The following is a 21766-nucleotide window of genomic DNA, read 5'->3' on the forward strand; positions in this document are numbered from 1 at the left end:
ACGATACTCGCGGGTCCACTCTGATCGCACATCGGGTTCACGTGGTGGATACGCAGTGTTGACGCGTGTTTCCGCCATGTTAGGCCTCGTCTCACCCCGCGGACATGCGGCGATGCCTACGATCCCCCTGCCGGATCGGGGCCGACGGACGCCGGGGCGACCGGGATTTCCGGGGGTGGCGGGCCTTCCAGGACGAGGAGTGCACACATGACGCACGGTGGGACAGCGCGGCGCACGGTACTGGGGGCGGCGGCCCTGGCGGCCGGCGGGGCCGTCGCGGGACTGGGGGCGGGGACCGCGTCCGCCGCGGAGGACGGGCGCGGGGGCGCCGGCGGGGGCGGCGGCTTCCGGAGCCTGCCCGTTCCGACGGTGATCGGCCACCGCGGCGCCAGCGGGTACCGGCCGGAGCACACCCTCGGCTCCTACGCGCTCGCGCTCGACCTGGGCGCGGACATCGTCGAGCAGGACCTGGTCCCCACCCGGGACGGCCACCTGGTGTGCCGCCACGAGAACGAGATCGGGGGCACCACGGACGTCGCCGCACACCCCGAGTTCGCCCCGCGCCGCACCACCAAGACCGTCGACGGGGTCGCCGTCACCGGCTGGTTCACCGAGGACTTCACCCTCGCCGAGCTCAAGACGCTGCGCGCCCAGGAGCGCATCCCCGCCGTCCGCCAGCGCAACACGCTCTACGACGGCCGGTGGGCCGTGCCGACCTTCGAGGAGGTGCTGCGCTGGGCGGACGCCGAGGGCAGGCGGCGCGGCAGGCGGGTCTGGCTGCACGTCGAGACCAAGCACCCCACGTACTTCCGCTCCCTGGGCCTGGGCCTGGAGGAGCCCCTCGCCCGGCTGCTGCGCCGCCACGGGCGCGACGGCCGCGACGCCGCCGTCTTCCTCCAGTCGTTCGAACCCTCCAGCATCCAGCGGCTCGCCCGGCTGGTCTCCGCCCCGCGCGTGGTGCTGCTCGGCGCCGCGCACACCCGCCCGTGGGACTTCGAACAGGCGAAGGACCCGCGGACGGTCGCCGACCTGGTGACGCCCCGGGGCCTGCAGTGGATCTCCGGCTTCGCCCAGGGCATCGGCCCGACCCTGGACCTGGTCATCCCCCGGGACGCGGCGGGCCGGCTCGGGGCGCCCACCACCCTCGTCAAGGACGCCCACGCCCGCGGGCTGGTGCTGCACCCCTACACCGCGCGCAACGAGAACAGCTTCCTGCCGGCCGAGTACCGCAAGGGCACGGACCCGGCCGCCTACGGCGACGCCTTCGGGGCCCTGCGCACCTACTTCGAGCAGGGCATCGACGGCATCTTCACCGACAACCCGGACACCGGGCTGCTGGCGGCGGAGGCCTTCCGGCCGGGCCGGCGCCCCGTCAACCCCTAGCGGGGACACCGTCGTACGGGTGTCCGGTTCCCGGCGGCGAAACCGCCGGGCCCGGCCCCCGCGTCCCGCCCGGCATGGATCTGCTGAAGGACCCCGCCCTCCTGAACGAACTGGGCCCGCTGCTCTCCGCAGAGGCGGCGGCCGAGGCCCCGGGCACCGGAGTGGACGCCGCCGACCTGGAACAAGCCGTCTGGGTCAGGCTGCTGGAAGCCGAGGGGCACGCCCCCGACACCGCCGACCCGGCGGAGCCCGCACGCTGGCTGCGGCGGGCCGTGCGCGCCGAGGCCCGCCGCGCCCGGCGCCGCGCCCGCCGGGAAGTGGCCTACGACCACCGCCGCCCCGCCGTGGCCGAACCGCGGCGGCCCGCCGGGCCGCCCGGGGCGGCCGGAGCAGGGCATGCCGGACCGGAGGACGCCCTGCTGCACGGGGAGGCCCGGCGCGCGCTCCGTTCGGCGGTCGCCCGACTGCCCGGGCGCTGCCCGGAGCTGATGAAGGCATTTCTTTCGCCCAGAGACCTCACCTACCGTGAAATCGCAGGAGAGTTGGGTATCTCACAAGGAAGTTTGGGGCCCGTCCGTTCCCGTTGCCTGGGATGTCTGCGCAGAATGCTGGCTGCAGAGGTTGCAGCTCCTGGCCCGTGGGGAAAGGAGCGGTAGACCGACGGGCTACCAGGTGAGCGGGAGGCATGCGCACATGGGCATGAGCGTGATCATTTCGGCGGCAGCTGCCGAGGACGCCGAGCAGATCTTCAAACTGCAGTACCTGGCCTTCCAGCGTGAGGCGGAGCTGTACGGCAACTACCTGATCCAGCCGCTCACCCAGTCCCTGGACTCCCTCAAGGCGGAACTCGCCGAGGACACCGTGCTCGTGGCCCGGCTCGGCGACGAGGTCGTGGGCACCGTCCGCGGCAGCGTCGACGAGGACGGCACCGGCAAGATCGGCAAGCTCTGCGTCCACCCCCGCCTCCAGGGCCACGGCCTCGGCTCGCGGCTGCTGCGCGCCGTCGAGGTGGCGCTCTCGGGCCACGCCGCGACCACCCGGTTCCGCCTGCACACCGGGCACAAGAGCGAGTCGAACCTGCGGCTCTACCGCAAGGCGGGCTACACGCGGGTCGGCGGCCGCACCGCCTCCGACGGCGTGCAGCTGGTCATCCTGGAGAAGGACGCCAAGGACCCGAGCGCGTTCACGGTCAGCGCCTGACGCCCGGCGCACCGGGTCCGGACCCCGGTGCTCAGCGCTTGGCGCGCAGCCAGAGCATCCCGGTGACCGGCAGGATCACCGGGATGAACAGGTAGCCCATCCCGAACTGCGACCACACGGTCGCGTCCGGGAAGGAATCGGGGCGCACCAGGGTCCAGGTGCCCACGACCAGGACGCCGGCCAGCTCGGCGGCGCAGCACACCAGCGCCGCCTTGCGGGCCCGTTCCCCGCCGCGCACCAGCGAGAAGGTGATGAAGGCGTACGCGAGCGCCGCCGCGGCGGACAGCGCGTACGCCAGCGGCGCCCGGTCGAACTCGGTGGAGATCTGGTAGGCGGACCGCGACACCGCGCCCACCACCATCACCCCGTACAGCCAGACCAGCAGCAGGCCCGGCCCGGACACCAGCCGCTTGCGCCCGCCGGCAGGGGCGGTCTTCGTGTCAGGCACCGGTCGTTCCCCAGATGTCGTAGAGCCGTACCTCGAGGACGGCGAGGACGACGGCCGCCGCGGCCACCGTCACCGAGCCCCACTTGGTCCGCTCGGTCAGGGAGAGCAGCGCGGCGCCCGGGATGGCCACGAGGGCGCCCAGCAGGTAGGCCACGAAGATCACCGAGCCCTCGTCGGGCTTCCCGCCCTGCGCCAGCTTGACCACGCCGACCACCAGCTGGGCCAGGACCAGCAGGGTCACCACGGCCATGCCGATGAAGTGCCAGTCCTTGGTCGGCTGGTCCCGCCAGGCGGCGTGGCCGCACCAGGCGGCGAGGGCGAGTGCGGCGGCGCCGATGGCGACCGTCAGGGCGTCGAGCATGCAGCGAGGGTATTACGGGTCGAAAGACCCGATGCGCGCACCCCTGGCAGGGCGCTTTGCTGGGAGGCATGAACCTGCAAGCCCGAGCCCTGCTCTTCGACAACGACGGCACGCTCGTCTCCTCCATGGAATCGGTGCACCGCTGCTGGACCCGCTGGGCCGGGGAGCACGGGATCACCGAGGAGGAGTTCGCCGGCGTGGAACTGCACGGCCGCACCGCAGTGGACATCATCGCCGAGCTGCTGCCCGAGCCGGTGCGCGCCGGTGCGCTGGCCCGCATCGAGGCCCTGGAGGTCGAGGACGTGGCCGGCGGTGTGGTCCTGCTCCCCGGCACCAAGGACCTGCTGTCCGCCCTGCCCGCGGACCGCTGGGCGGTGGTCACCTCCGCGACCCGCCCGCTCGCCGGGGCCCGGCTGCGGGAGGTCGGCATCGACGCCCCCGTGCTGGTCGCCGCCGACGACGTCACCCGCGGCAAGCCCGACCCCGAACCCTTCCTGCGGGCGGCGGCCCGGCTGGGGGTGGAGCCGGAGCAGTGCCTGGTCTTCGAGGACGCCCCGGCGGGTCTGGCGGCCGGGCGTGCGGCCGGGATGCGCACCGTGGCCTTGACCACAACGCACCCCGCGGAGCAGCTCCGCGCGGACGTGGTCGTACGGGACCTCTCGGCCGTGTCCGTGCAGGTCACCGGGGAGGGCCTGGAGGTCCGTACGGACGGCTGACCCGGCCCCGGACTGTCCGGAATACGGTCGTGTCCCGTCCGCTATCCGGACAGTTTTGATCGGTCAGTGACCGGGTCTGCTTTACTTGGGCCCATGACCACGACGAGCAGCCGCACCCTTGCGACCGAGGCGACGATGACGCCCGGTGCTCGTTGTATGTGTCGAATGTGCGCCTTCTGAGGGCCCCTCCCCTGCGCCTCGCGCCCCGAAGCGAGAGCTGACGAGCCTCTCCGTCACCAGCTGCCCAGCAGTGCGGACCTGCTCCTGCCCCGCGCACGCGCCGCCCCGCCATCCGCTCCGTTCCGTACGGGCTGACGGCTGCCGGCCGTACCGCGTCCCCAGATGTTTGCCCCGTGCCCGGCACCCGCTGCGCCGTGCACTCGACAGCGACGGAAATCCTGTGATCACCACATCGGGCCTCACGAAGGTCTACCAGTCCCGTGGCCGCGAGGTCACCGCCCTGGACGGCGTCGACCTCCACGTCCGCGAGGGCGAGGTCTACGGAGTCATCGGCCAGAGCGGCGCCGGCAAGTCCTCCCTGATCCGCTGCGTGAACCTGCTGGAGCGCCCCACCACCGGCACCGTGAGCGTCGACGGCGTCGACCTCACCGCGCTGGCCGGCCGCGGCCGCCGCGCCGGCAAGGAGCTCCGCGAGGCCCGCAGCCGCATCGGCATGGTCTTCCAGCACTTCAACCTGCTGTCCTCGCGCACCGTCCAGGGCAACATCGAACTCCCCCTGGAGATCCTCGGCGTCCCCGGGCGCGAGCGCTCCCGCAAGGCCCTGGAACTCCTCGACCTCGTCGGCCTCGCCGACAAGGCCAAGGCCTACCCGGTCCAGCTCTCCGGCGGCCAGAAGCAGCGCGTCGGCATCGCCCGCGCCCTGGCCGGCGACCCCAAGGTGCTGCTCTCCGACGAGGCCACCAGCGCCCTGGACCCCGAGACCACCCGCTCGATCCTCCAACTGCTGCGCGACCTGAACCAGCAGCTCGGCCTGACCGTCCTGCTCATCACCCACGAGATGGACGTGGTCAAGTCCGTCTGCGACTCGGCCGCCCTGATGAAGAAGGGCCGCATCGTCGAGTCCGGCACCGTCGCCGAGCTGCTCGCCACCCCCGGCTCCGAACTCGCCGGCGCCCTCTTCCCCGTCAGCGGCTCCGCCACCGGACCCGACCGCACCGTCCTCGACGTCACCTTCCACGGCGACGCCGCGACCCAGCCGGTCATCTCCCAGCTGTCGCGGACGTACAACATCGACATCTCGATCCTCGGCGCCGCGATGGACACCGTCGCGGGCAAGCAGATCGGCCGCATGCGCATCGAGCTGCCCGGGCGGTACGAGGAGAACGTGGTCCCGGTCGGCTTCCTGCGCGAGCAGGGCCTCCAGGTCGACGTCGTGGAGGCGCACGAGCAGACCCGCGCCCCCGGCCCCCTCGGCCAGGCCGGACCCGCCGACCTCCTCGGCGACCTCGACACCGAAAACCCCGCGCTGGTCAAGGATGGTGCCAAGTGACCTGGTCCGAGATGCAGCCCCTGCTCAGCCAGGGCACGTTCGACACCCTCTACATGGTGCTGTGGTCCACCCTGGTGACCGTCCTCGGCGGACTGCCCATCGGCATCCTGCTGGTCCTCACCGACAAGGGCGGCCTCCTGCAGAACCAGCCGCTCAACAAGGTCCTCGGCGTGATCGTGAACATCGGCCGCTCGCTGCCGTTCATCATCCTGCTGATCTTCCTGATCCCCGTCACCACCGCCGTGGTCGGCACCTTCATCGGCCCCACCGCCATGATCGTCCCGCTCGCCATCGGCGCCGTCCCCTTCTTCGCCCGGCTGGTCGAGACCGCCGTACGCGAGGTGGACCACGGCCTGATCGAGGCCGTCGAGTCCATGGGCGGCTCGGTGCCCACCCTCGTCGGCAAGGTGCTCCTCCCGCAGGCCCTGCCCTCCCTGGTCGCGGCCGTGACCACCACCGTCATCACCCTCGTCGGCTATTCCGCCATGGCGGGCGCCGTCGGCGGCGAAGGCCTCGGCTCCAAGGCCATCACCTACGGCTTCCAGCGCTTCGAGACCGGATTCATGGTCGCCACCGTCGTGGTCCTCATCGTGATCGTCACGGTGGTCCAGCTGATCGGCGACGGCGCGGTCCGACTGCTCGCCCGCCGCGGCCGGACGGCCTGACACCCGGGCCGCCCGGCCCGCCCCCCGATTTCCCCCAGCAGAGCCCGCACTTGTCGTGCTTGGGCCACCACCAGCAAGTCTCAGGTACTTGTTCAGCAAGAAAGGCACTCTTCGTGCGTCAGAACATCAAGCTCACCGCCCTCGCCGCCACCGCGTCCGCGCTCGTCCTCGGCCTCAGCGCCTGCGGCAGCTCCTCGGACCCGTCCTCCACCAAGGCCGACGGCGCCAAGGCCGACGAGAGCAAGCCGCTCGTCATCGCGGCCTCCCCGAGCCCGCACGCCGACATCCTGAACTTCGTCAAGGACAAGCTCGCGGCGAAGGAGGGCCTCAAGCTGGAGGTCAAGGAGTTCACGGACTACGTCCTGCCGAACACCGCCACCGAGCAGGGCCAGGTCGACGCCAACTACTTCCAGCACAAGCCGTACCTCGACGACTTCAACAAGAAGAACGGCACGCACGTCGTGCCCGTCGTGAACGTCCACCTGGAACCCCTCGGCCTCTACTCCAAGAAGGCCAAGGCCCTCACCGACATCAAGGCCGGCCAGACCATCGCCGTCCCCAACGACACCACCAACGAGGGCCGCGCCCTGCAGCTGCTGGCCGCGAACAACCTGATCACCCTGAAGGAGGGTGTCGGCACCGCCGCCAAGCTGTCCGACATCACCGACAAGAAGGGCCTGGAGTTCAAGGAGCTGGAGGCCGCCACGGTCCCGCGCGCCCTGAACGACGTGGACGCCGCCGTCATCAACGGCAACTACGCCCTTGAGGCCAAGCTGGCGCCCGCCAAGGACGCCCTGATCCTGGAGAAGGCCGAGGGCAACCCCTACGCCAACTTCCTCGCGGTCAAGGAAGGCAACCAGGACGACCCGCGGATCCAGAAGCTCGCCAAGCTCCTGAACTCCGACGACGTCAAGAAGTTCATCGAGGAGAAGTACCAGGGCTCGGTCACCCCGGCCTTCGGCACCCCTGCCGCCTGACCCCCTGCGGCCCGCCCCGCGCGGACCCCTCAGGCCCTCCCCGCCGGCCCCGTACGCCCCCTCGGCGTGCGGGGCCGGACGCTGCCCGCTTCCGGGCAACCCGGCCATGCGCCCGCCCCCGCCGATGCTGCATGCTGAGCCCTACGACCCGCACGGACGGAGCGCACGAACGGTTCCGCACCACGGTCGCACCACGGTCCCAGGCTTGGAGCTGCGCATGACTACCACCTTCCCGGACGTCACCATCAGCACGGACCGGCTGGTGCTGCGCCCCTTCGAGGAAGAGGACGTCACCGCGCTCACCGAGATGATGAACGACGAGCACGTCACCGCCTGGACCGGCGCACCCCACCCCTACACCCGGGCCCACGCCCGCCACTGGGCCACCCGCGGCGCCCACGAGGAGCGCACCGCAGGCCGCGGCATCGTCTTCGCCGTCACCGAGTTCCTCACCCAGCGCCTCGTCGGCACCGTCCACCTGCGCAACACCGACTGGCGCACCCGCTCCACCGAGGCCGGCTACATCACCGCCCCCTGGGCCCGCGGCGAGGGCTACGCCAGCGAATCCGTCCTCGCCGTCGCCCGCTGGCTCCTGCGCGACCAGGGCTTCGAGCGGCTCGAACTGCGCACGGCCGCCGACAACACCGCCTCCCAGCAGGTGGCCCAGAAGATCGGCTGCATCAGCGAGGGCGTACTGCGCAACGCGTGGATGGTGCGCGTGCAGACGGCCGACGGCCGCTGGACCGACACCCGCACGGACCTCATCGTCTGGAGCCTCGTCCCCGAGGACCTCGACGAGGCCGCCGACTACGAGGGCTACGACGGGTACGGCGGCTTCGAGGACGAGTACTCCTACGGCCGCCCGGCCGACGCGAACGGCCGCCCGGCCGACGCGAACGGCCGCCCGGTCGGCGCCGAGCGGAACTGAACCGATCACCAGGTAGTCTCACCGTGCGCCCCCCGAGCAAGACTTCGCCTGACCCCACCCCAGGAGACTGACGACGATGGCCGACCGGGTCACGGTGATCGGCTGGGACGGCTCCCCCCTGACCGCGGCCGCCCGGTCCGCGCTCTCCGCCGCCACCCTGGTGGCCGGCGCGCCCCACCACCTCGCGCTCCCCGAAGTACCGCCCACCGCCGAGCGCATCCGCCTCGGCAGCCTCGAACTCGCCGCCCGCCGCATCGCCGGCCACCGCGGCACCGCCGTCGTCCTCGCCGACGGGGACCCCGGCTTCTTCGGCGTCGTCCGCACCCTGCGCGCCCCCGAGCACGGCCTCGAAGTGGAAGTCGTCCCCGCCGTCTCCGCCGTGGCCGCCGCCTTCGCCCGCGCCGGAATGCCCTGGGACGACGCCCAGATCGTCGTCGCCCACCCGCGCACCCTGCGCCGCGCCGTCAACGTCTGCCGCGCCCACGGCAAGGTCGCCGTCCTCACCTCGCCCGGAGCCGGACCCGCCGAACTGGCCCTGCTCCTCGGCGGAATCCACCGCACCTTCGTCATCTGCGAGGAGCTGGGCACCGAACGGGAACAGGTCAGCGTCCTCACCTCCGACAAGGCCGCCGACCACACCTGGCGCGACCCCAACGTCGTCATCGTCATCGGCGGCGGACAGGCCTCCACCGCCGACCCGGGCTGGCTGCTCGGCCAGGGCCCCGCCCACGCCGCCGGACGCGGCTGGGCCCGCCCGCGCCCCGACGCGGGCGGCGAAGGGGAGTCCGCACCGCTGCGCGCCGCCCAGCTCGCCCGCCTCGGCCCGCGCACCGGCGACCTCGTGTGGGACATCGGCTCCGGCTCCGGCGCCTTCGCCGTGGACGCCGCCGGCTTCGGGGCCGCCGTGATCGCGGTGGACGCCGACCCGCTCGCCCTCGAACGGACAACGGCCGCCGCTCGCAAGCGCGGAGTGCAGCTCCAGGTCGTCGCCGGGCGCGCCCCGCACGTACTGGAGGACCTGCCCGAGCCCGACGTCGTCCGCATCGGCGGCGGGGGAGCCGAGGTGGTCGCCGCGGTCGCCGAGCGCCGCCCCGAACGGATCGTCAGCCACGCCTCCACCCGCGACGAGGCGGAGGCCATCGGCCGGGCGCTCACCGAACACGGGTACGCCGTCGAGTGCGCCCTGCTCCAGTCCGTCGGCCTCGACACCCGTACCTGGGCCGAACAGGAGCGTTCCGTCGTCTTCCTGCTGGCCGCGGAACGCCCCCTGACCCGCTGAGACGGAGGCCGGGGTAGGCTGGCCGATCGTCGTACCGCCCCGGACGATTCGGGCGCCGCGACACCGCCGGGACGCGCGACGTGGCGCAGTCCACAGCAGACCGTGACGGTAATGGCCGCCGTGGTGGCTGACGGGCGCGACAATGCTTAGTGGTTGTCGTGCGGGCGCAGGCGAGGCGAAGGCGCCTCACGACGGACCCGTACGGCAACTCCGCTCGACGGCCCCGTGGGCGCCGGGCGATCGAAGAGGCAACACCGATGGGCGAGGGGTACGCATGACTGACACCGGCCAGGTCCCGGGCGAGGGTCACCCGGACAACGGGGGCATGGTGGATCAGCAGGGCATCCCCGCTCCCGGCCAGATGCCGCCGCCGCTCCACGCCGGCTACGCCTTCCAGGACCTCGTGGACCACCCGGCCGAGCCGGAGGACGAGGAACTGCTGCTGATGCCCAGCGGCCAGGGCGCCTGGAGCGACCCGCAGATCGTCCCGCCCGCCCCCGCCTTTCCCGTGGACCCGGCCGCGGGCGACTTCCCGCAGTACGCCGACGCGCCCTACGGCGCCGAGCCCGTCTATCCCGGGACCCCGGCCCCGGCGGCCTACGCCGAGCCCGCGGCCTACGCCGAGCCCGCCGCCTACGCGGACTACCCGCAGCCGTCCTTCCCCGACGGCTCCTACACGGCCGGCGCCCACGAGGCGGGCGGCCGCGACTCCGGGGCCCTCGACCTCGGCGGCATGGTGCCCCCGCAGGCGGCCCCGGCCGCCGCGCCCGCCGCCCCGGCCCGGCGTCCGCTGCACATGGGTCCGCCCGTGCCCGAGGCCACCGGTGGCGTCGTACGCTCCCTCGCGGACCGCGGCCCCGCCGCAGCCCCCGTCCAGGCCCCGGCCGCCGCCCCGGACCGGACCAACCCGCTCGTCTCCGCGCTCGGCACCCCGGCGGCGGCCATGCCGGTGCGCCACGCCGGACCGCCCACCGCGGGCCCCGAGTACCTCGACCTCCCGCGGGCCGAGGTGCCCCTCCAGGCCGGGGCGCCGTGGAGCCCGGAACCGCAGGCCGAGCCGCAGGACGCGCCGCAGCCCGAGCCGCAGGACGCGCCCGCGCCGTTCACCGCCGGTCCGCAGCCGCTCCCCGATTCGCCCGCGCAGGAGGCCGCCCAGGCCGCGCCGGAGCCCGGCGGCCCCTTCCTCGCCGAGTCCGCGCAGCCCGGCCCCGCCGAGGAGGAGCCCGCCCTGCCCGAGGCGGCGCCCGAGGCCCAGGAGCCCGACGCGGTCCAGCCCGGCGACGCGGTCCAGCCCGACCCGGTCCAGCCCGACCCGGTCCAGCCCGGAGATGCGGTCCAGCCCGAGCCCGAGCCGGCGGTGGCCGCGTTCGCCGCGCCCGAAGCCCTGCAGCAAGGCGCCGAGCCGGACGGGCCCGTCCCCGCCGTCGCGCAGGAGTTCCCCGAGCCTGCCTTCGTTCAGGCGCAGGCGCACCCGCTGCCCGTGGTGCCGCACGCGCCCGAGCCGGTCGAGGCGGCGCCCGCCGACCCGGCAGGCCCCGAGCCCGTACAGGTGCCCGCCGGGCCGCCCGCCGAGGCTCCCGACGCCCCGGCGCCCGAGCCCGAAGCGGCTCTCGCCCCGGCTCCCGAGGCCGCCGCAACCGGCCCCGCCACCACCGAGCCCTCCGCGGCCGCAGCGGACCCGGCCCCGCAGGCCGCACCGCTCGCGCCGGCGGCCCCTGAGGCCGTTGCGGCCCCGGCGGAGCCGCTGCCCGTCGCGGCCGGCCCCGTACACCCCGAGGCCGAGGCCGAGGCTGCGCCCGAGCCCGAGCCCGAGACCGCGCCGGCCCCGGAGGCCGGGGCCGGTGAGCCGCTCCCCGTCGCGGCCGAGCCGGCGGCGCCCGAGGCCGCCGAGGAGCCCGAGCCCCCCACGGCCGGGACCGCGGCCGGGGCCGACGCACCGGCCGAGGCCCTGCCCGAGACGGCCGCACCGACCGCGCCCGCCCCGGCAGGGGAAGCCGCCCCCGGCTACGCCGACGCCGAACGCGAGGCCGTCCTGCGCGTCATGCGCGAGCGCCGGGACATCCGCAAGGGCTTCCGTACCGACCCCATCCCGCACGAGGTGCTGCTCCGCGTCCTGGAAGCCGCCCACACCGCGCCCAGCGTCGGACACTCGCAGCCCTGGGACTTCGTGGTCATCCGCTCGGTAGAGACCCGCCGCACGATGCACGAGCTCGCCCAGCGCCAGCGCGAGGCCTACGCGAAGTCGCTGCCCAAGGGCCGGGCCAAGCAGTTCAAGGAACTCAAGATCGAGGCCATCCTCGACACCCCGGTCAACATCGTCGTCACCGCCGACCCCACCCGCGGCGGCCGCCACACCCTGGGCCGGCACACCCAGCCGCAGATGGCCCCGTACTCCTCGGCCCTCGCCGTCGAGAACCTCTGGCTCGCCGCCCGCGCGGAAGGCCTCGGCGTCGGCTGGGTCAGCTTCTTCGACGAGCGCGAGATGGTCCGCGAGCTGGGCCTCCCCGAGCACCTGGAGGTCGTGGCCTACCTGTGCGTCGGGTACGTCGACGAGTTCCCGGAGGAGCCCGAGCTGGCGCAGGCCGGCTGGTCCCAGCGCCGGCCGCTGTCCTGGGTCGTGCACGAGGAGACGTACGGGCGCCGCGCGCTGCCCGGCGAGGAGCCGCACGACCTGCTCTCCGAGACCGTCGCCAGCATCCGTCCGCTCGACGCGAAGGCGCTCGGCGAGGCATGGGAGCGGCAGAAGCGCATGACCAAGCCCGCCGGGGCCCTGGGCATGCTCGAAATCATCTCGGCGCAGCTGTCGGGCCTCTCGCGGGTCTGCCCGCCGCCGATCCCCGAGCCGGCAGCCGTGGCGATCTTCGCCGGGGACCACGGGGTGCACGCCCAGGGCGTCACGCCGTGGCCGCAGGAGGTCACCACCCAGATGGTGGCCAACTTCCTGGGCGGCGGGGCCGTCTGCAACGCCTTCGCCAACCAGGTGGGCGCCGAGGTCTGCGTGATCGACGTGGGCGTCGCGGGCGACCTGCCCGCCACCCCCGGCCTGCTGCCCCGCAAGGTCCGCCCGGGCACCGCCGACCTGTCGGTGGGTCCGGCCATGACCCGCGAGGAAGCGGTCGCGGCCATCGAGGTCGGCATCGAGACGGCCCGCGACCTGGTCGCGGCCGGCAACAAGGCCCTGCTCACCGGCGAGATGGGCATCGCGAACACCACCGTCTCCGCGGCCCTCATCTCGGTCTTCACCGGGGTCGACCCGACGGAGGTCACCGGCCGGGGCACCGGGATCAACGACGAGACCCACGCCCGCAAGGTCGAGGTCGTCCGCCGCGCCCTGGAACTCCACCAGCCCGATCCGGCGGACCCGATCGGCGTCCTCGCGGCCGTCGGCGGCCTGGAGCACGCGGCCATCGTCGGCCTGCTCCTCGGCGGGGCCTCGCTGCGCACTCCGGTCATCCTGGACGGCGTCAGCGCGGGCGCGGCCGCCCTGGTGGCGCGCGCCATCGCCCCGGAGGCCCTGTCGGCGTGCATCGCGGGCCACCGCAGCGCGGAGCCGGGCCACGTGGCGGCGTTGAACAAGCTGGGCCTGCGCCCCCTGGTCGACCTCGACCTCCGCCTCGGCGAGGGCACGGGCGCCCTGCTGGCCCTCCCCCTGGTGCAGAGCGCGGCCCGCGCCATGCACGAGGTCGCCACGTTCGACTCTGCGGGAGTCACCGAGAAGTAGCCGGCCCGCCCCCCGCCCGCACACCGGGCGGGGGAGGCCCGGCACCCCCACCGGCGGGCACGGTTCCAGGGGGCGGATGTCCCGCGTCCTCCCGCCGGGCCCGCCCGCCGGCTCCCGGCGCAGCCGGCCCCGCCACCGTCCCCGCCGCCGCCCGCCCCCGCCGGGACCCCCGGGCCCACGGGTCGTATCGTGGACTCCGGACACCGCGAAACCGCACGTCAACCAGCCGCTCCAGCGAAGCAGCGGCCCCCTCGCCGCCTCAGGAGCCGCAATCGCCATGGCCGACACCCCCGCGTACCCCGTAGGACTCCGCCTGGCCGGCCGCCGCGTCGTCGTCATCGGCGGCGGCCAGGTCGCCCAGCGCCGCCTTCCCGCGCTCATCGCGGCCGGCGCCGACGTCCTGCTGATCTCGCCCTCGGCCACCCCGTCCGTGGACGCCATGGCCGAGACCGGCGAGATCCGCTGGGAGCGCCGCCGCTACCAGGACGGGGACCTGGCCGGAGCCTGGTACGCGCTGATCGCCACCCAGAACCGCGCGGACAACGAGCGCGCCTCCGCCGAGGCCGAGCGGGAGCGGGTCTGGTGCGTCCGCGCCGACGACGCCTCCGCCGCCACCGCCTGGACCCCCGCGACCGGCCGCAGCGAGGGCGTCACCGTCGCCGTGCTCACCGGCAACGACCCCCGCCGCTCCGCCGCCGTCCGGGACGCCGTCGTCGAGGCCCTGCGCGAGGGCACCCTCGCCGCGCCCGCCCACCGCCGCGCCCACACCCCCGGGGTCTCCCTCGTCGGCGGCGGCCCCGGCGACCCCGACCTGATCACCGTCCGCGGGCGCCGCCTGCTCGCCGAGGCCGACGTGGTCATCGCCGACCGGCTCGGCCCCCGCGACCTCCTCGACGAACTCCCGCCGCACGTCGAGGTCATCGACGCGGCGAAGATCCCGTACGGCCGGTTCATGGCCCAGGAGGCCATCAACAACGCCCTCATCGAGCACGCCAAGGCAGGCAAGGCCGTGGTCCGCCTCAAGGGCGGGGACCCGTACGTCTTCGGCCGCGGCATGGAGGAGCTGCAGGCCCTCGCCGAGGCGGGGATCCCCTGCACCGTCGTCCCCGGCATCTCCAGCTCCATCTCGGTCCCCGGGGCCGCCGGCATCCCGGTCACCCACCGCGGCGTGGCCCACGAGTTCACCGTCGTCAGCGGGCACGTCGGCCCCGACGACCCGCGCTCGCTCGTCGACTGGGAGGCCCTCGCCCGGCTGACCGGCACCCTGGTGATCCTCATGGGCGTCGACAAGATCGGCCTGATCGCCGAGGCGCTCGTCCGGCACGGCCGGGCGGCCGACACCCCCGTCGCCGTCGTCCAGGAAGGCACCACCGCCGCCCAGCGCCGCGTGGACGCGACCCTCGCCACCGTCGGCGAGAGGGTCCGGACGCAGGACGTCCGCCCGCCCGCGGTCATCGTCGTCGGCGAGGTCGTCCGCGTCGGGACCCCGAGCCTTCCCACCGCCGGCGCCTGACAGGCCGTTGGCACCACACCCAGGACAAGGCAGTATCACCCTGTGGCAGATCTCATCACCGTCGAGGACCCCGACGACCCGCGCCTGCGCGACTACACGGGCCTGACCGACGTCGAACTGCGGCGCCGCCGCGAGCCCGCCGAAGGCCTGTTCATCGCCGAGGGCGAGAAGGTCATCAGACGCGCCAAGGACGCCGGCTACGAGATGCGGTCGATGCTGCTCTCCGCCAAGTGGGTCGACGTCATGCGCGACGTCATCGACGAACTCCCCGCCCCGGTGTACGCCGTCAGCCCGGAGCTCGCCGAACGCGTCACCGGCTACCACGTGCACCGCGGCGCCCTCGCCTCCATGCAGCGCAAGCCGCTGCCCACGGCCGAGGAGCTGCTCGCCACCACCCGGCGCGTGGTCATCATGGAAGCGGTCAACGACCACACCAACATCGGGGCGATCTTCCGCAGCGCCGCCGCCCTCGGCATGGACGCGGTGCTGCTCTCGCCGGACTGCGCGGACCCGCTCTACCGCCGGTCGGTGAAGGTCTCCATGGGCGCGGTCTTCTCGGTCCCGTACGCCCGCCTCGACGCCTGGCCCAAGGGGCTCGACTCGGTCCGCGAGGCGGGCTTCAAGCTGCTCGCCCTCACCCCGCACCAGAAGGCCTCGCCCATCGACGTGGCCGCACCCCAGTCGCTGGAACGGGTGGCGCTGATGCTGGGCGCCGAGGGGGACGGGCTCTCCACGCAGGCCCTGGTCGCCGCGGACGAATGGGTCCGCATCCCCATGGCCCACGGGGTGGACTCGCTGAACGTCGGCGCGGCCGCGGCCGTCGCCTTCTACGCGGTGGCCCAGGGCCGCGACACCGCCTGAGGGCCGCGGCGGCGGCTCAGAGCTTCTGGGCCGCCGCAATGCCGAGGGCGACGATCAGCGTCACCACGACGAACACGATCAGCCGCTGCCTCATCAGCTTCGGGTCCGGCCGCGAGGGCCGCCGTCCCGTGCCCGTCGTCCGCGGGGCCGGGCGGCCGCCCGTACGCCCCGCCGTCGGCCGGGACGAGGGACCGCCGGGATGGCGCGGGGACGAGGGCCGCGAGTGCGGTCCGCTCGTCGGGCCGCCCTGGGAGCGCGGCGCCGGGGCGGGCCCGGGTCGCCGCTCCGTCTGCTGGTCGGCGTAGGCCTCGGCGCCCTCGGGGAGGCGGCCGGTGGGCCGGTCCGCGCGGGCGCGCTGCGCCGGCGGGCGCCCGTCGGAGAGGCCCTGCGCCTCCCGGGCCGCGATCTCCTTCAGCCGCATCGACAGCTGGAGGGTGCTGGGCCGCTCCTCGGGGTCCTTGGCCAGGCAGGCCTGGACGAGGGGCGCCAGCGCGTCCGGGACCCCCTGGAGGTGGGGCTCCTCGTGCACGACGCGGTACAGCATGACCTCCGAACTGCCGTGCCCGAAGGGGGAGTCGGCGGTCGCCGCGTAGGCGAGGGTGGCGCCGAGGGCGAAGACGTCGGTGGCGGGGGTGACGGCGGCGCCGCGCACCTGCTCGGGCGCCAGGAAGCCGGGGGAGCCGACGGCGGTGCCCACGTGCGTCAGGGTGCTCGCGCCGGTGGCCCAGGCGATCCCGAAGTCGATGATGCGGGGCCCCTTGGGGGACAGCAGGATGTTCGAGGGCTTGAGGTCCCGGTGGACCACGCCCGCCTCGTGCACCGCGACCAGTCCCTCGGAGAGGGCCGCACCGATCGCGGCGATCTGCGCGGCGGTCAGGGGGCCGTCCTCGGCCACCTTGTCGTGCAGGGAGGGCCCGGGGACGTACTGGGTGGCGAACCAAGGCCGCTCGGCCTCCAGGTCCGCCGCGACCAGCCGGGCGGTGCAGCCCCCGCGGATCCGCCGGGCGGCCGACACCTCGCGCGCGAACCGCGAGCGGAACTCCTGGTCCTCGGCCAGGTCCGGCCGGATGACCTTGAGGGCGACCCGCTGCCCCCGCCGGTCCGACCCCAGGTAGACCACGCCCATGCCGCCGGCGCCGAGCCGGCGGTGCAGCCTGAACGAGCCGACGACACGCGGGTCCTCGCGCCGGAGCCGCATCATCGCCATGTCCACCCCGCTGCCCGGTCGTCCTGTTGACGTGGCACAGCTTACGGACGATCCGCCATGCGCGCTCAGAGGCCGCGCCCTCGTCGGGAGATTCGCTCGTCAGTGCGGGGCAGCCCTCTTGAGGGATCCTCAAGTGCGCGGCCCGATACTGCCGGAGGGTGCACGGACGCGCCCAAATCCCTCCCACGGCAGGGCTCTTGACCCCTGACCCCGCACATCGCACCGGACCGGAGGGGGCCGTACGGCCGCACGGGCCGGATCGATCCTGCGGGTGGACCGCCCGCGGACACGCAGGAACAGGGAGTGACGGAAGTGAGTGAAGTCACCACCCTCCGGTCATCCCCTCCGGGAAGACCCCGAAGGCCGGGGGCCGGTCTCCACCCAGGGGAGTACACGCAGGAGGCCCCCTCATCCTCCCGGAGGCCCGGGAATGGGTACGAGGGCATGAGGCCAGGGGCCGTCCCCGCGCCTAGTGTTGAGGACAAGCGGCGGGTGGAGCACTCGTCCCCCGAGGTCACCGGCCCGCCGCTGCCAGACGACAGGGAGAGGACCATGGCGGACATCGCACGGCAGGGACGCAAGGCATTCGCGTTCAACGGCCATGAGTCCGGCACCCGGCACCCGCTGGTGGCCGCGGCCATGGTGCTCCCCCTGGCCGCCCTCCTGCTCTTCCTCTTCGGAGGCTTCGAGCAGGTGGCGGCGCAGGCGTCGTCCGTGGGTGCGGTGCTGGGGCGCTGAGCGGCGCCCCGGACCCGGGAGAGCGGCCCGGGTGCACATGACACCGGCCCGTCAGCCCCGTGGGGACGGGGGTGCGACGGACGGCAGGTGAAGGGTGCTGCCCGTACGACTGGGGAGTCGGACGGGCAGCACCCTTTCTCATGCCCCCCGCACGCCGCGGCGTACGATCCACGGGCACCGGCACGCCGGCCGCGGGCATCCCGGGCACCGGGGCCCGGGCCCGTCCGGGACGCCGCCCGCCGCCCACGCCGCCCCCACCGGGAACAGCCGTGACCGACTCCCTGCCCGAGGCCCTCGCCGCCCTCGCCGCCCCGCCGTCCGGGCCGCGGGAGCCCTACGCCGTGCTCGCCGACCGCCCGGACGGGACCGTGGTGCGCTGCGGGCAGACCGTGGCCAAGGCGCACGCGGCCGACTCCGACCGGGAGGCCCTCGCGGCCCGGATGCGCATCGCCGGGCACGCGTCGCTGGCCGGGGTGCTGCTGCCCCCGCTGGGCGCCGCCGCCGGCCCGGTGGCGGAGCGGCCGGTGTCCCTGTGGCCCTACGGGGCCCCGGTCGACCCCGAACGGCCCGCGGACGCGCCCTGGGAAGCGGCCGGCCGGCTGCTGGCCGCCCTCCACCGCATCCCGCCCGGGCAGCTCCCCGGCCCGGTCCCGCCGATGCGCGGCCCGGCCAAGGTCGCCCGCGCCCTGCACCGCCTTGAGCGGACCGCACCCCGGGGTGCCGGAGCCGTACGGGCCGCCGCACGGACCCTGCCCGGCTGGGCGCGGGGGGAGTACCCGCCGCCGCCCGGCGGGACGCTGTGCCACGGGGACCTGCACCTGGGCCAACTGGTGCGCCACCCCGCCCCGGACGGGCCCTGGCTGCTGATCGACGTGGACGACCTCGGCATCGGCACCCCCGCCTGGGACCTCGCCCGCCCGGCGGCCTGGTACGCCGCCGGCCTGCTCGACCCCCCGGTCTGGCTGCGCTTCCTGGACGCCTACCGGGCCGCCGGGGGGCCGGCGGCCGGACCGCCCGGCTCCGACCCCTGGCCGGAACTGGACCTGGCCGCCCGCGCGCTGACCGTGCAGACGGCGGCCCTGGCGCTGGCCAAGTCCGCGGAGCAGGGCCGCCGACTGGACGGCGGGGAGCGGCTGATGGTGGACGCCTGTGCCCGCATCGCGGCCCTCCCGGCCGACTTGGATTCCGGGCCCACGCCGTAGGGTGAATCCCCCGCCACCGGGCAGGCGTCCGATGGCGACGTCCACGGTGAGGAGTTGATCGGTCCATGCAGTGTCCGAAGTGTCACGCGCAGATGCACACGTACAACCGCAACGGGGTCCAGATCGAGCAGTGCAGCGGCTGCCGGGGGATCTTCCTCGACTACGGCGAGCTGGAGGCGCTGACCCGCCTGGAGTCCCAGTACACCTCCCAGCAGTACGGTCAGGCCCCGCCGCCGCCCCCGGCCGCCTACCCGGCCCCGGCGCCCGCCTGGGGCGCCCCGCACCACGGCGGCCACGGTGGGCACGGCCACCACGGCCAGCACCGCGGCGGCTTCGGCCGGATGCTCTTCAGCTCCTGAGCCCCGCGGGCCCGTGGTCCCGCGGGACCACGGGCCCGCTCCGGGAGGAACGTCGAAAGCCCCGGCCGTCGAGACGGCCGGGGCTTCCGGGCTGTGCGCGATACTGGGATTGAACCAGTGACCTCTTCCGTGTCAGGGAAGCGCTCTCCCGCTGAGCTAATCGCGCGGGTTCCGCAGCGGTGAAGCCGCAGGTGCAACAGGGTGCTACAGGTGCTGCGTGCGCGATACTGGGATTGAACCAGTGACCTCTTCCGTGTCAGGGAAGCGCTCTCCCGCTGAGCTAATCGCGCGGGGATCCTTGCGGACCAGTGGACGATACTGGGATTGAACCAGTGACCTCTTCCGTGTCAGGGAAGCGCTCTCCCGCTGAGCTAATCGTCCTTGGAGGTGGAGACGGGATTTGAACCCGTGTAGACGGCTTTGCAGGCCGTTGCCTCGCCTCTCGGCCACTCCACCATGGAGCTGCAGGGGTTCTCGGGAAGAAAGCCCCCACTCGAGCGGACGACGAGACTCGAACTCGCGACATCCACCTTGGCAAGGTGGTGCTCTACCAACTGAGCTACGTCCGCAGGTCACCGCGTTCACTCCGGGGATCTCCCCCTTCGCTCCTGGCGACGTGTTGAACTCTAGCGGATTCCCGGGCCAGCTCAAAAACGCGTTTCCGCAGCGTGCTGCCGCTCGATCACGGCCGGTCACCCGGCGGTCACCCCACCGGCGCCACCGTGTCACCGGTCTTAGACTCGCAGCCGTGCACGACCTGCCTCCCCTGGCCCGCTTCGGCGGCCTGCTCGCGACCGACCTCCGAGACGTCACCGGTGATCCCGCCGCCCTGGACTCCACCGGGTTCTGGGCCGTGGCCGCCGACTTCGAGGGGCGGCTGGTCTGCGCGCGCTTCGGGGACGTGCGCCCCGACCCGGTGCCGGCCCCCGTGCCGGGCGCCTGGCGCGGCCCGGACGCCGACGAGTGGACCTCCTCGCTGGACCGGGCCGCGTACACGGCAGGCGTCCGGCGCATCCGCGAGCACATCGCCGCGGGCGAGGTCTACCAGGCCAACCTGTGCCGGGTGATGTCCGCGCCGCTGGCCGACCCCGCCGGAGCCGATGTCGACGCGCTCACCGCCCTGCTCGCGCGCGGCAACCCGGCCCCCTATGCAGGAACGATTCGGCTTCCCGCCCACGGCGTCGAGGTCGCCACCGCCTCCCCGGAGCTGTTCCTGCGCCGCAGCGGCCGCCGCGTCGCATCGGGCCCCATCAAGGGCACCGGCCGCACCGTCGCGGACCTGCTGCCCAAGGACCACGCCGAGAACGTGATGATCGTGGACCTCGTACGCAACGACCTCGGCCGGGTCTGCGCCACCGGGTCCGTCGCGGTGCCCGAGCTGTGCGCCGTGGAGGAGCACCCTGGCCTGGTCCACCTCGTGTCCACCGTCAGCGGGGAGCTCGCCGAGGGAGCGGGCTGGCCCGAGCTGCTCGCCGCCACCTTCCCGCCCGGCTCCGTCACCGGCGCCCCCAAGTCCTCGGCCCTGCGGATCATCGAGGCGCTGGAGACCGCCCCGCGCGGCCCCTACTGCGGAGGCATCGGCTGGGTCGACGCCGACCTCGGCACCGCCGAGCTCGCCGTCGGCATCCGCACCTTCTGGATCGACCGGGAGGCTCCCGGCGGCCCCCGGCTGCTCTTCGGCACCGGCGCCGGCATCACCTGGGGCTCCGACCCCGACCGCGAGTGGGCCGAGACCGAACTGAAGGCGGCCCGGCTGCTGCGGGTAGCGTCGGGACTGCACGGTGCCCCCGGCGCCCCCGGGGCGGGCGGCGCCGGCGGTGCGCACGGGACGACGGGAAGGACAGCAGGGTGAGGATCTGGATCGACGGGGCACTGCGGGACGCGGACGACGCGAAGGTGTCGGTGTTCGACCACGGGCTGACGGTGGGCGACGGGGTCTTCGAGACGCTCAAGGCGGAGCGCGGCCGGACCTTCGCGTTCACCCGCCACCTGGAGCGGCTGACCCGCTCGGCCCGCGGCCTGGGCCTGCCCGACCCCGACCCGGACGAGGTGCGCCGGGCCTGCACGGCCGTGCTGGAGGCCAACCCGGTGCCGCTCGGCCGGCTGCGGGTCACCTACACCGGCGGCGTCTCCCCCCTCGGCTCCGACCGCGGCGACGCGGGCCCCACGCTGATCGCGGCCCTCGCCGAGACCGCCCGCCGCCCCGACACCACGGCCGTGGCCACGGTGCCCTGGGTGCGCAACGAGCGCAGCGCCGTGGCCGGCCTGAAGACCACCTCGTACGCCGAGAACGTGGTCGCGCTGGCCGCCGCCCACCGGGCCGGGGCCTCCGAGGCCCTCTTCGCGAACACCCTGGGCCGGCTCTGCGAAGGCACCGGCTCCAATGTGTTCGTCGTCCTCGACGGGGAGCTGCACACCCCTGCGACGGCCTCCGGCTGCCTGGCCGGCATCACCCGCGCGCTCGTGGCCGACTGGGCCGGGGCCAAGGAGAGCGACCTGCCCTTCGAGGTGCTGGAACAGGCCGAGGAGGTGTTCCTGACCTCCTCGCTGCGCGACGTGCAGGCGGTCGTGCGGATCGACGGCCGCGAGCTCGGGGACGGGCCCGGTCCGGTCACCGCCGAGGCGATGCGGGTCTTCGACGCGCGCTCCGCGGACGACCTCGACCCGTAACACCCTCGCACCGGAGCCGCCGCGCGGG

20 protein-coding genes and 5 tRNA genes are annotated in these 21766 nt (G+C 74.3%); 17 read left to right on the forward strand and 8 right to left on the reverse strand.

What is annotated here, in order from left to right:
- Positions 1-207: 207 nt before the first annotated feature.
- The 3 genes from ACLJTM_RS27630 (at position 208) to ACLJTM_RS27640 (ending at position 2583) form a co-directional block, all read left to right on the forward strand.
- Positions 208-1383 carry a glycerophosphodiester phosphodiesterase gene (locus ACLJTM_RS27630; protein ID WP_411106441.1) on the forward strand — a complete coding sequence of 392 codons (1176 nt, stop codon included), beginning with the start codon at positions 208-210 and terminating at the stop codon, positions 1381-1383.
- A gap of 74 nt (positions 1384-1457) precedes the next feature.
- On the forward strand, positions 1458-2039 hold the full coding sequence (locus tag ACLJTM_RS27635) for an RNA polymerase sigma factor (protein ID WP_411106442.1): 582 nt from the start codon (positions 1458-1460) through the stop codon (positions 2037-2039).
- A gap of 37 nt (positions 2040-2076) precedes the next feature.
- Positions 2077-2583, forward strand: coding sequence for a GNAT family N-acetyltransferase (locus ACLJTM_RS27640; protein WP_411106443.1), 507 nt, complete (start codon positions 2077-2079; stop codon positions 2581-2583).
- 31 nt (positions 2584-2614) lie between these two features.
- Here ACLJTM_RS27640 and ACLJTM_RS27645 read toward each other — a convergent pair whose 3' ends face one another.
- Both ACLJTM_RS27645 and ACLJTM_RS27650 read right to left on the reverse strand, forming a co-directional pair.
- Entirely contained in the window at positions 2615-3031 is a 417-nt protein-coding gene (locus ACLJTM_RS27645) for a hypothetical protein (RefSeq protein ID WP_411106444.1), read from the reverse strand.
- Complete coding sequence (locus ACLJTM_RS27650; RefSeq protein ID WP_411106445.1) at positions 3024-3392, reverse strand: hypothetical protein; 369 nt, start codon at positions 3390-3392, stop codon at positions 3024-3026. Before ACLJTM_RS27650 ends, ACLJTM_RS27645 begins: the two co-directional genes overlap by 8 nt.
- Before the next feature lie 68 nt (positions 3393-3460).
- Here ACLJTM_RS27650 and ACLJTM_RS27655 point away from each other — a divergent pair, with 68 nt between their 5' ends.
- The 9 genes from ACLJTM_RS27655 (at position 3461) to ACLJTM_RS27695 (ending at position 15562) form a co-directional block, all read left to right on the forward strand.
- A complete protein-coding gene (locus ACLJTM_RS27655; RefSeq protein WP_411106446.1) occupies positions 3461-4108 on the forward strand; it encodes an HAD-IA family hydrolase in 648 nt (215 codons plus the stop codon).
- A gap of 400 nt (positions 4109-4508) precedes the next feature.
- Positions 4509-5618: a methionine ABC transporter ATP-binding protein gene (locus tag ACLJTM_RS27660; protein ID WP_411106447.1), complete on the forward strand. Its 1110-nt coding sequence runs from the start codon at positions 4509-4511 to the stop codon at positions 5616-5618.
- Positions 5615-6283 carry a methionine ABC transporter permease gene (locus ACLJTM_RS27665; protein WP_411106448.1) on the forward strand — a complete coding sequence of 223 codons (669 nt, stop codon included), beginning with the start codon at positions 5615-5617 and terminating at the stop codon, positions 6281-6283. The genes ACLJTM_RS27660 and ACLJTM_RS27665 overlap by 4 nt, the downstream gene beginning before the upstream one ends.
- Before the next feature lie 113 nt (positions 6284-6396).
- Positions 6397-7260, forward strand: a complete 864-nt coding sequence (locus ACLJTM_RS27670; RefSeq protein ID WP_411106449.1) for a MetQ/NlpA family ABC transporter substrate-binding protein — start codon at positions 6397-6399, stop codon at positions 7258-7260.
- A gap of 217 nt (positions 7261-7477) precedes the next feature.
- The gene (locus tag ACLJTM_RS27675) at positions 7478-8188 is read left to right on the forward strand and encodes a GNAT family N-acetyltransferase (RefSeq protein WP_411106450.1); all 711 of its coding nucleotides are present in this window, start codon (positions 7478-7480) and stop codon (positions 8186-8188) included.
- Positions 8189-8264: 76 nt separating this feature from the next.
- Positions 8265-9467 (forward strand): precorrin-6y C5,15-methyltransferase (decarboxylating) subunit CbiE, encoded by a 1203-nt coding sequence (gene cbiE, locus ACLJTM_RS27680; RefSeq protein WP_411106451.1) that lies wholly within the window; start codon positions 8265-8267, stop codon positions 9465-9467.
- A gap of 274 nt (positions 9468-9741) precedes the next feature.
- Positions 9742-13188 carry a nicotinate-nucleotide--dimethylbenzimidazole phosphoribosyltransferase gene (gene cobT / locus ACLJTM_RS27685; RefSeq protein ID WP_411106452.1) on the forward strand — a complete coding sequence of 1149 codons (3447 nt, stop codon included), beginning with the start codon at positions 9742-9744 and terminating at the stop codon, positions 13186-13188.
- A 277-nt stretch (positions 13189-13465) separates the two neighbouring features.
- On the forward strand, positions 13466-14701 hold the full coding sequence (gene cobA, locus ACLJTM_RS27690; protein ID WP_411106453.1) for a uroporphyrinogen-III C-methyltransferase: 1236 nt from the start codon (positions 13466-13468) through the stop codon (positions 14699-14701).
- 42 nt (positions 14702-14743) lie between these two features.
- Entirely contained in the window at positions 14744-15562 is an 819-nt protein-coding gene (locus tag ACLJTM_RS27695; protein ID WP_411106454.1) for a TrmH family RNA methyltransferase, read from the forward strand.
- 16 nt (positions 15563-15578) lie between these two features.
- On the opposite strand, the gene ACLJTM_RS27700 is transcribed toward ACLJTM_RS27695, so the two are convergent.
- On the reverse strand, positions 15579-16769 hold the full coding sequence (locus ACLJTM_RS27700) for a protein kinase domain-containing protein (RefSeq protein ID WP_411106455.1): 1191 nt from the start codon (positions 16767-16769) through the stop codon (positions 15579-15581).
- A 528-nt stretch (positions 16770-17297) separates the two neighbouring features.
- On the opposite strand from ACLJTM_RS27700, the gene ACLJTM_RS27705 reads away from it, so the two are divergent.
- From ACLJTM_RS27705 to ACLJTM_RS27715, 3 genes are all read left to right on the forward strand, one after another.
- Entirely contained in the window at positions 17298-17507 is a 210-nt protein-coding gene (locus tag ACLJTM_RS27705) for a hypothetical protein (RefSeq protein WP_411106648.1), read from the forward strand.
- 269 nt (positions 17508-17776) lie between these two features.
- A complete protein-coding gene (locus ACLJTM_RS27710; protein ID WP_411106456.1) occupies positions 17777-18709 on the forward strand; it encodes a phosphotransferase family protein in 933 nt (310 codons plus the stop codon).
- 65 nt (positions 18710-18774) lie between these two features.
- Positions 18775-19068 (forward strand): zf-TFIIB domain-containing protein, encoded by a 294-nt coding sequence (locus ACLJTM_RS27715; RefSeq protein ID WP_411106457.1) that lies wholly within the window; start codon positions 18775-18777, stop codon positions 19066-19068.
- A 94-nt stretch (positions 19069-19162) separates the two neighbouring features.
- On the opposite strand, the gene ACLJTM_RS27720 is transcribed toward ACLJTM_RS27715, so the two are convergent.
- From ACLJTM_RS27720 to ACLJTM_RS27740, 5 genes are all read right to left on the reverse strand, one after another.
- Positions 19163-19234: transfer RNA gene (locus ACLJTM_RS27720), tRNA-Val, on the reverse strand.
- 52 nt (positions 19235-19286) lie between these two features.
- Positions 19287-19358 (reverse strand) — tRNA-Val (locus tag ACLJTM_RS27725).
- A 19-nt stretch (positions 19359-19377) separates the two neighbouring features.
- Positions 19378-19449 (reverse strand) — tRNA-Val (locus tag ACLJTM_RS27730).
- Between the two features lies 1 nt (position 19450).
- Positions 19451-19524, reverse strand: a tRNA-Cys gene (locus ACLJTM_RS27735).
- 40 nt (positions 19525-19564) lie between these two features.
- A tRNA-Gly gene (locus ACLJTM_RS27740) sits at positions 19565-19637 on the reverse strand.
- 179 nt (positions 19638-19816) lie between these two features.
- Here ACLJTM_RS27740 and ACLJTM_RS27745 point away from each other — a divergent pair.
- Positions 19817-20920: a chorismate-binding protein gene (locus ACLJTM_RS27745; protein WP_411106458.1), complete on the forward strand. Its 1104-nt coding sequence runs from the start codon at positions 19817-19819 to the stop codon at positions 20918-20920.
- Positions 20917-21738 (forward strand): aminotransferase class IV, encoded by an 822-nt coding sequence (locus ACLJTM_RS27750; protein WP_411106459.1) that lies wholly within the window; start codon positions 20917-20919, stop codon positions 21736-21738. The genes ACLJTM_RS27745 and ACLJTM_RS27750 overlap by 4 nt, the downstream gene beginning before the upstream one ends.
- Positions 21739-21766 lie beyond the last annotated feature (28 nt).

Source organism: Streptomyces sp. cmx-4-9, from assembly GCF_046548835.1.
Lineage (GTDB): Bacteria > Actinomycetota > Actinomycetes > Streptomycetales > Streptomycetaceae > Streptomyces.

Coding starts and splice junctions, on each gene's coding strand:
- ACLJTM_RS27640 (WP_411106443.1), top strand. CDS start 2,077: ATGGGCATGAGCGTGATCATTTCGGCGGCAGCTGCCGAGGACGCCGAG.
- ACLJTM_RS27675 (WP_411106450.1), top strand. CDS start 7,478: ATGACTACCACCTTCCCGGACGTCACCATCAGCACGGACCGGCTGGTG.
- ACLJTM_RS27700 (WP_411106455.1), bottom strand. CDS start 16,769: ATGGCGATGATGCGGCTCCGGCGCGAGGACCCGCGTGTCGTCGGCTCG.
- cobT (WP_411106452.1), top strand. CDS start 9,742: ATGACTGACACCGGCCAGGTCCCGGGCGAGGGTCACCCGGACAACGGG.
- ACLJTM_RS27630 (WP_411106441.1), top strand. CDS start 208: ATGACGCACGGTGGGACAGCGCGGCGCACGGTACTGGGGGCGGCGGCC.
- ACLJTM_RS27655 (WP_411106446.1), top strand. CDS start 3,461: ATGAACCTGCAAGCCCGAGCCCTGCTCTTCGACAACGACGGCACGCTC.
- cobA (WP_411106453.1), top strand. CDS start 13,466: ATGGCCGACACCCCCGCGTACCCCGTAGGACTCCGCCTGGCCGGCCGC.
- ACLJTM_RS27650 (WP_411106445.1), bottom strand. CDS start 3,392: ATGCTCGACGCCCTGACGGTCGCCATCGGCGCCGCCGCACTCGCCCTC.
- cbiE (WP_411106451.1), top strand. CDS start 8,265: ATGGCCGACCGGGTCACGGTGATCGGCTGGGACGGCTCCCCCCTGACC.
- ACLJTM_RS27715 (WP_411106457.1), top strand. CDS start 18,775: ATGCAGTGTCCGAAGTGTCACGCGCAGATGCACACGTACAACCGCAAC.
- ACLJTM_RS27635 (WP_411106442.1), top strand. CDS start 1,458: ATGGATCTGCTGAAGGACCCCGCCCTCCTGAACGAACTGGGCCCGCTG.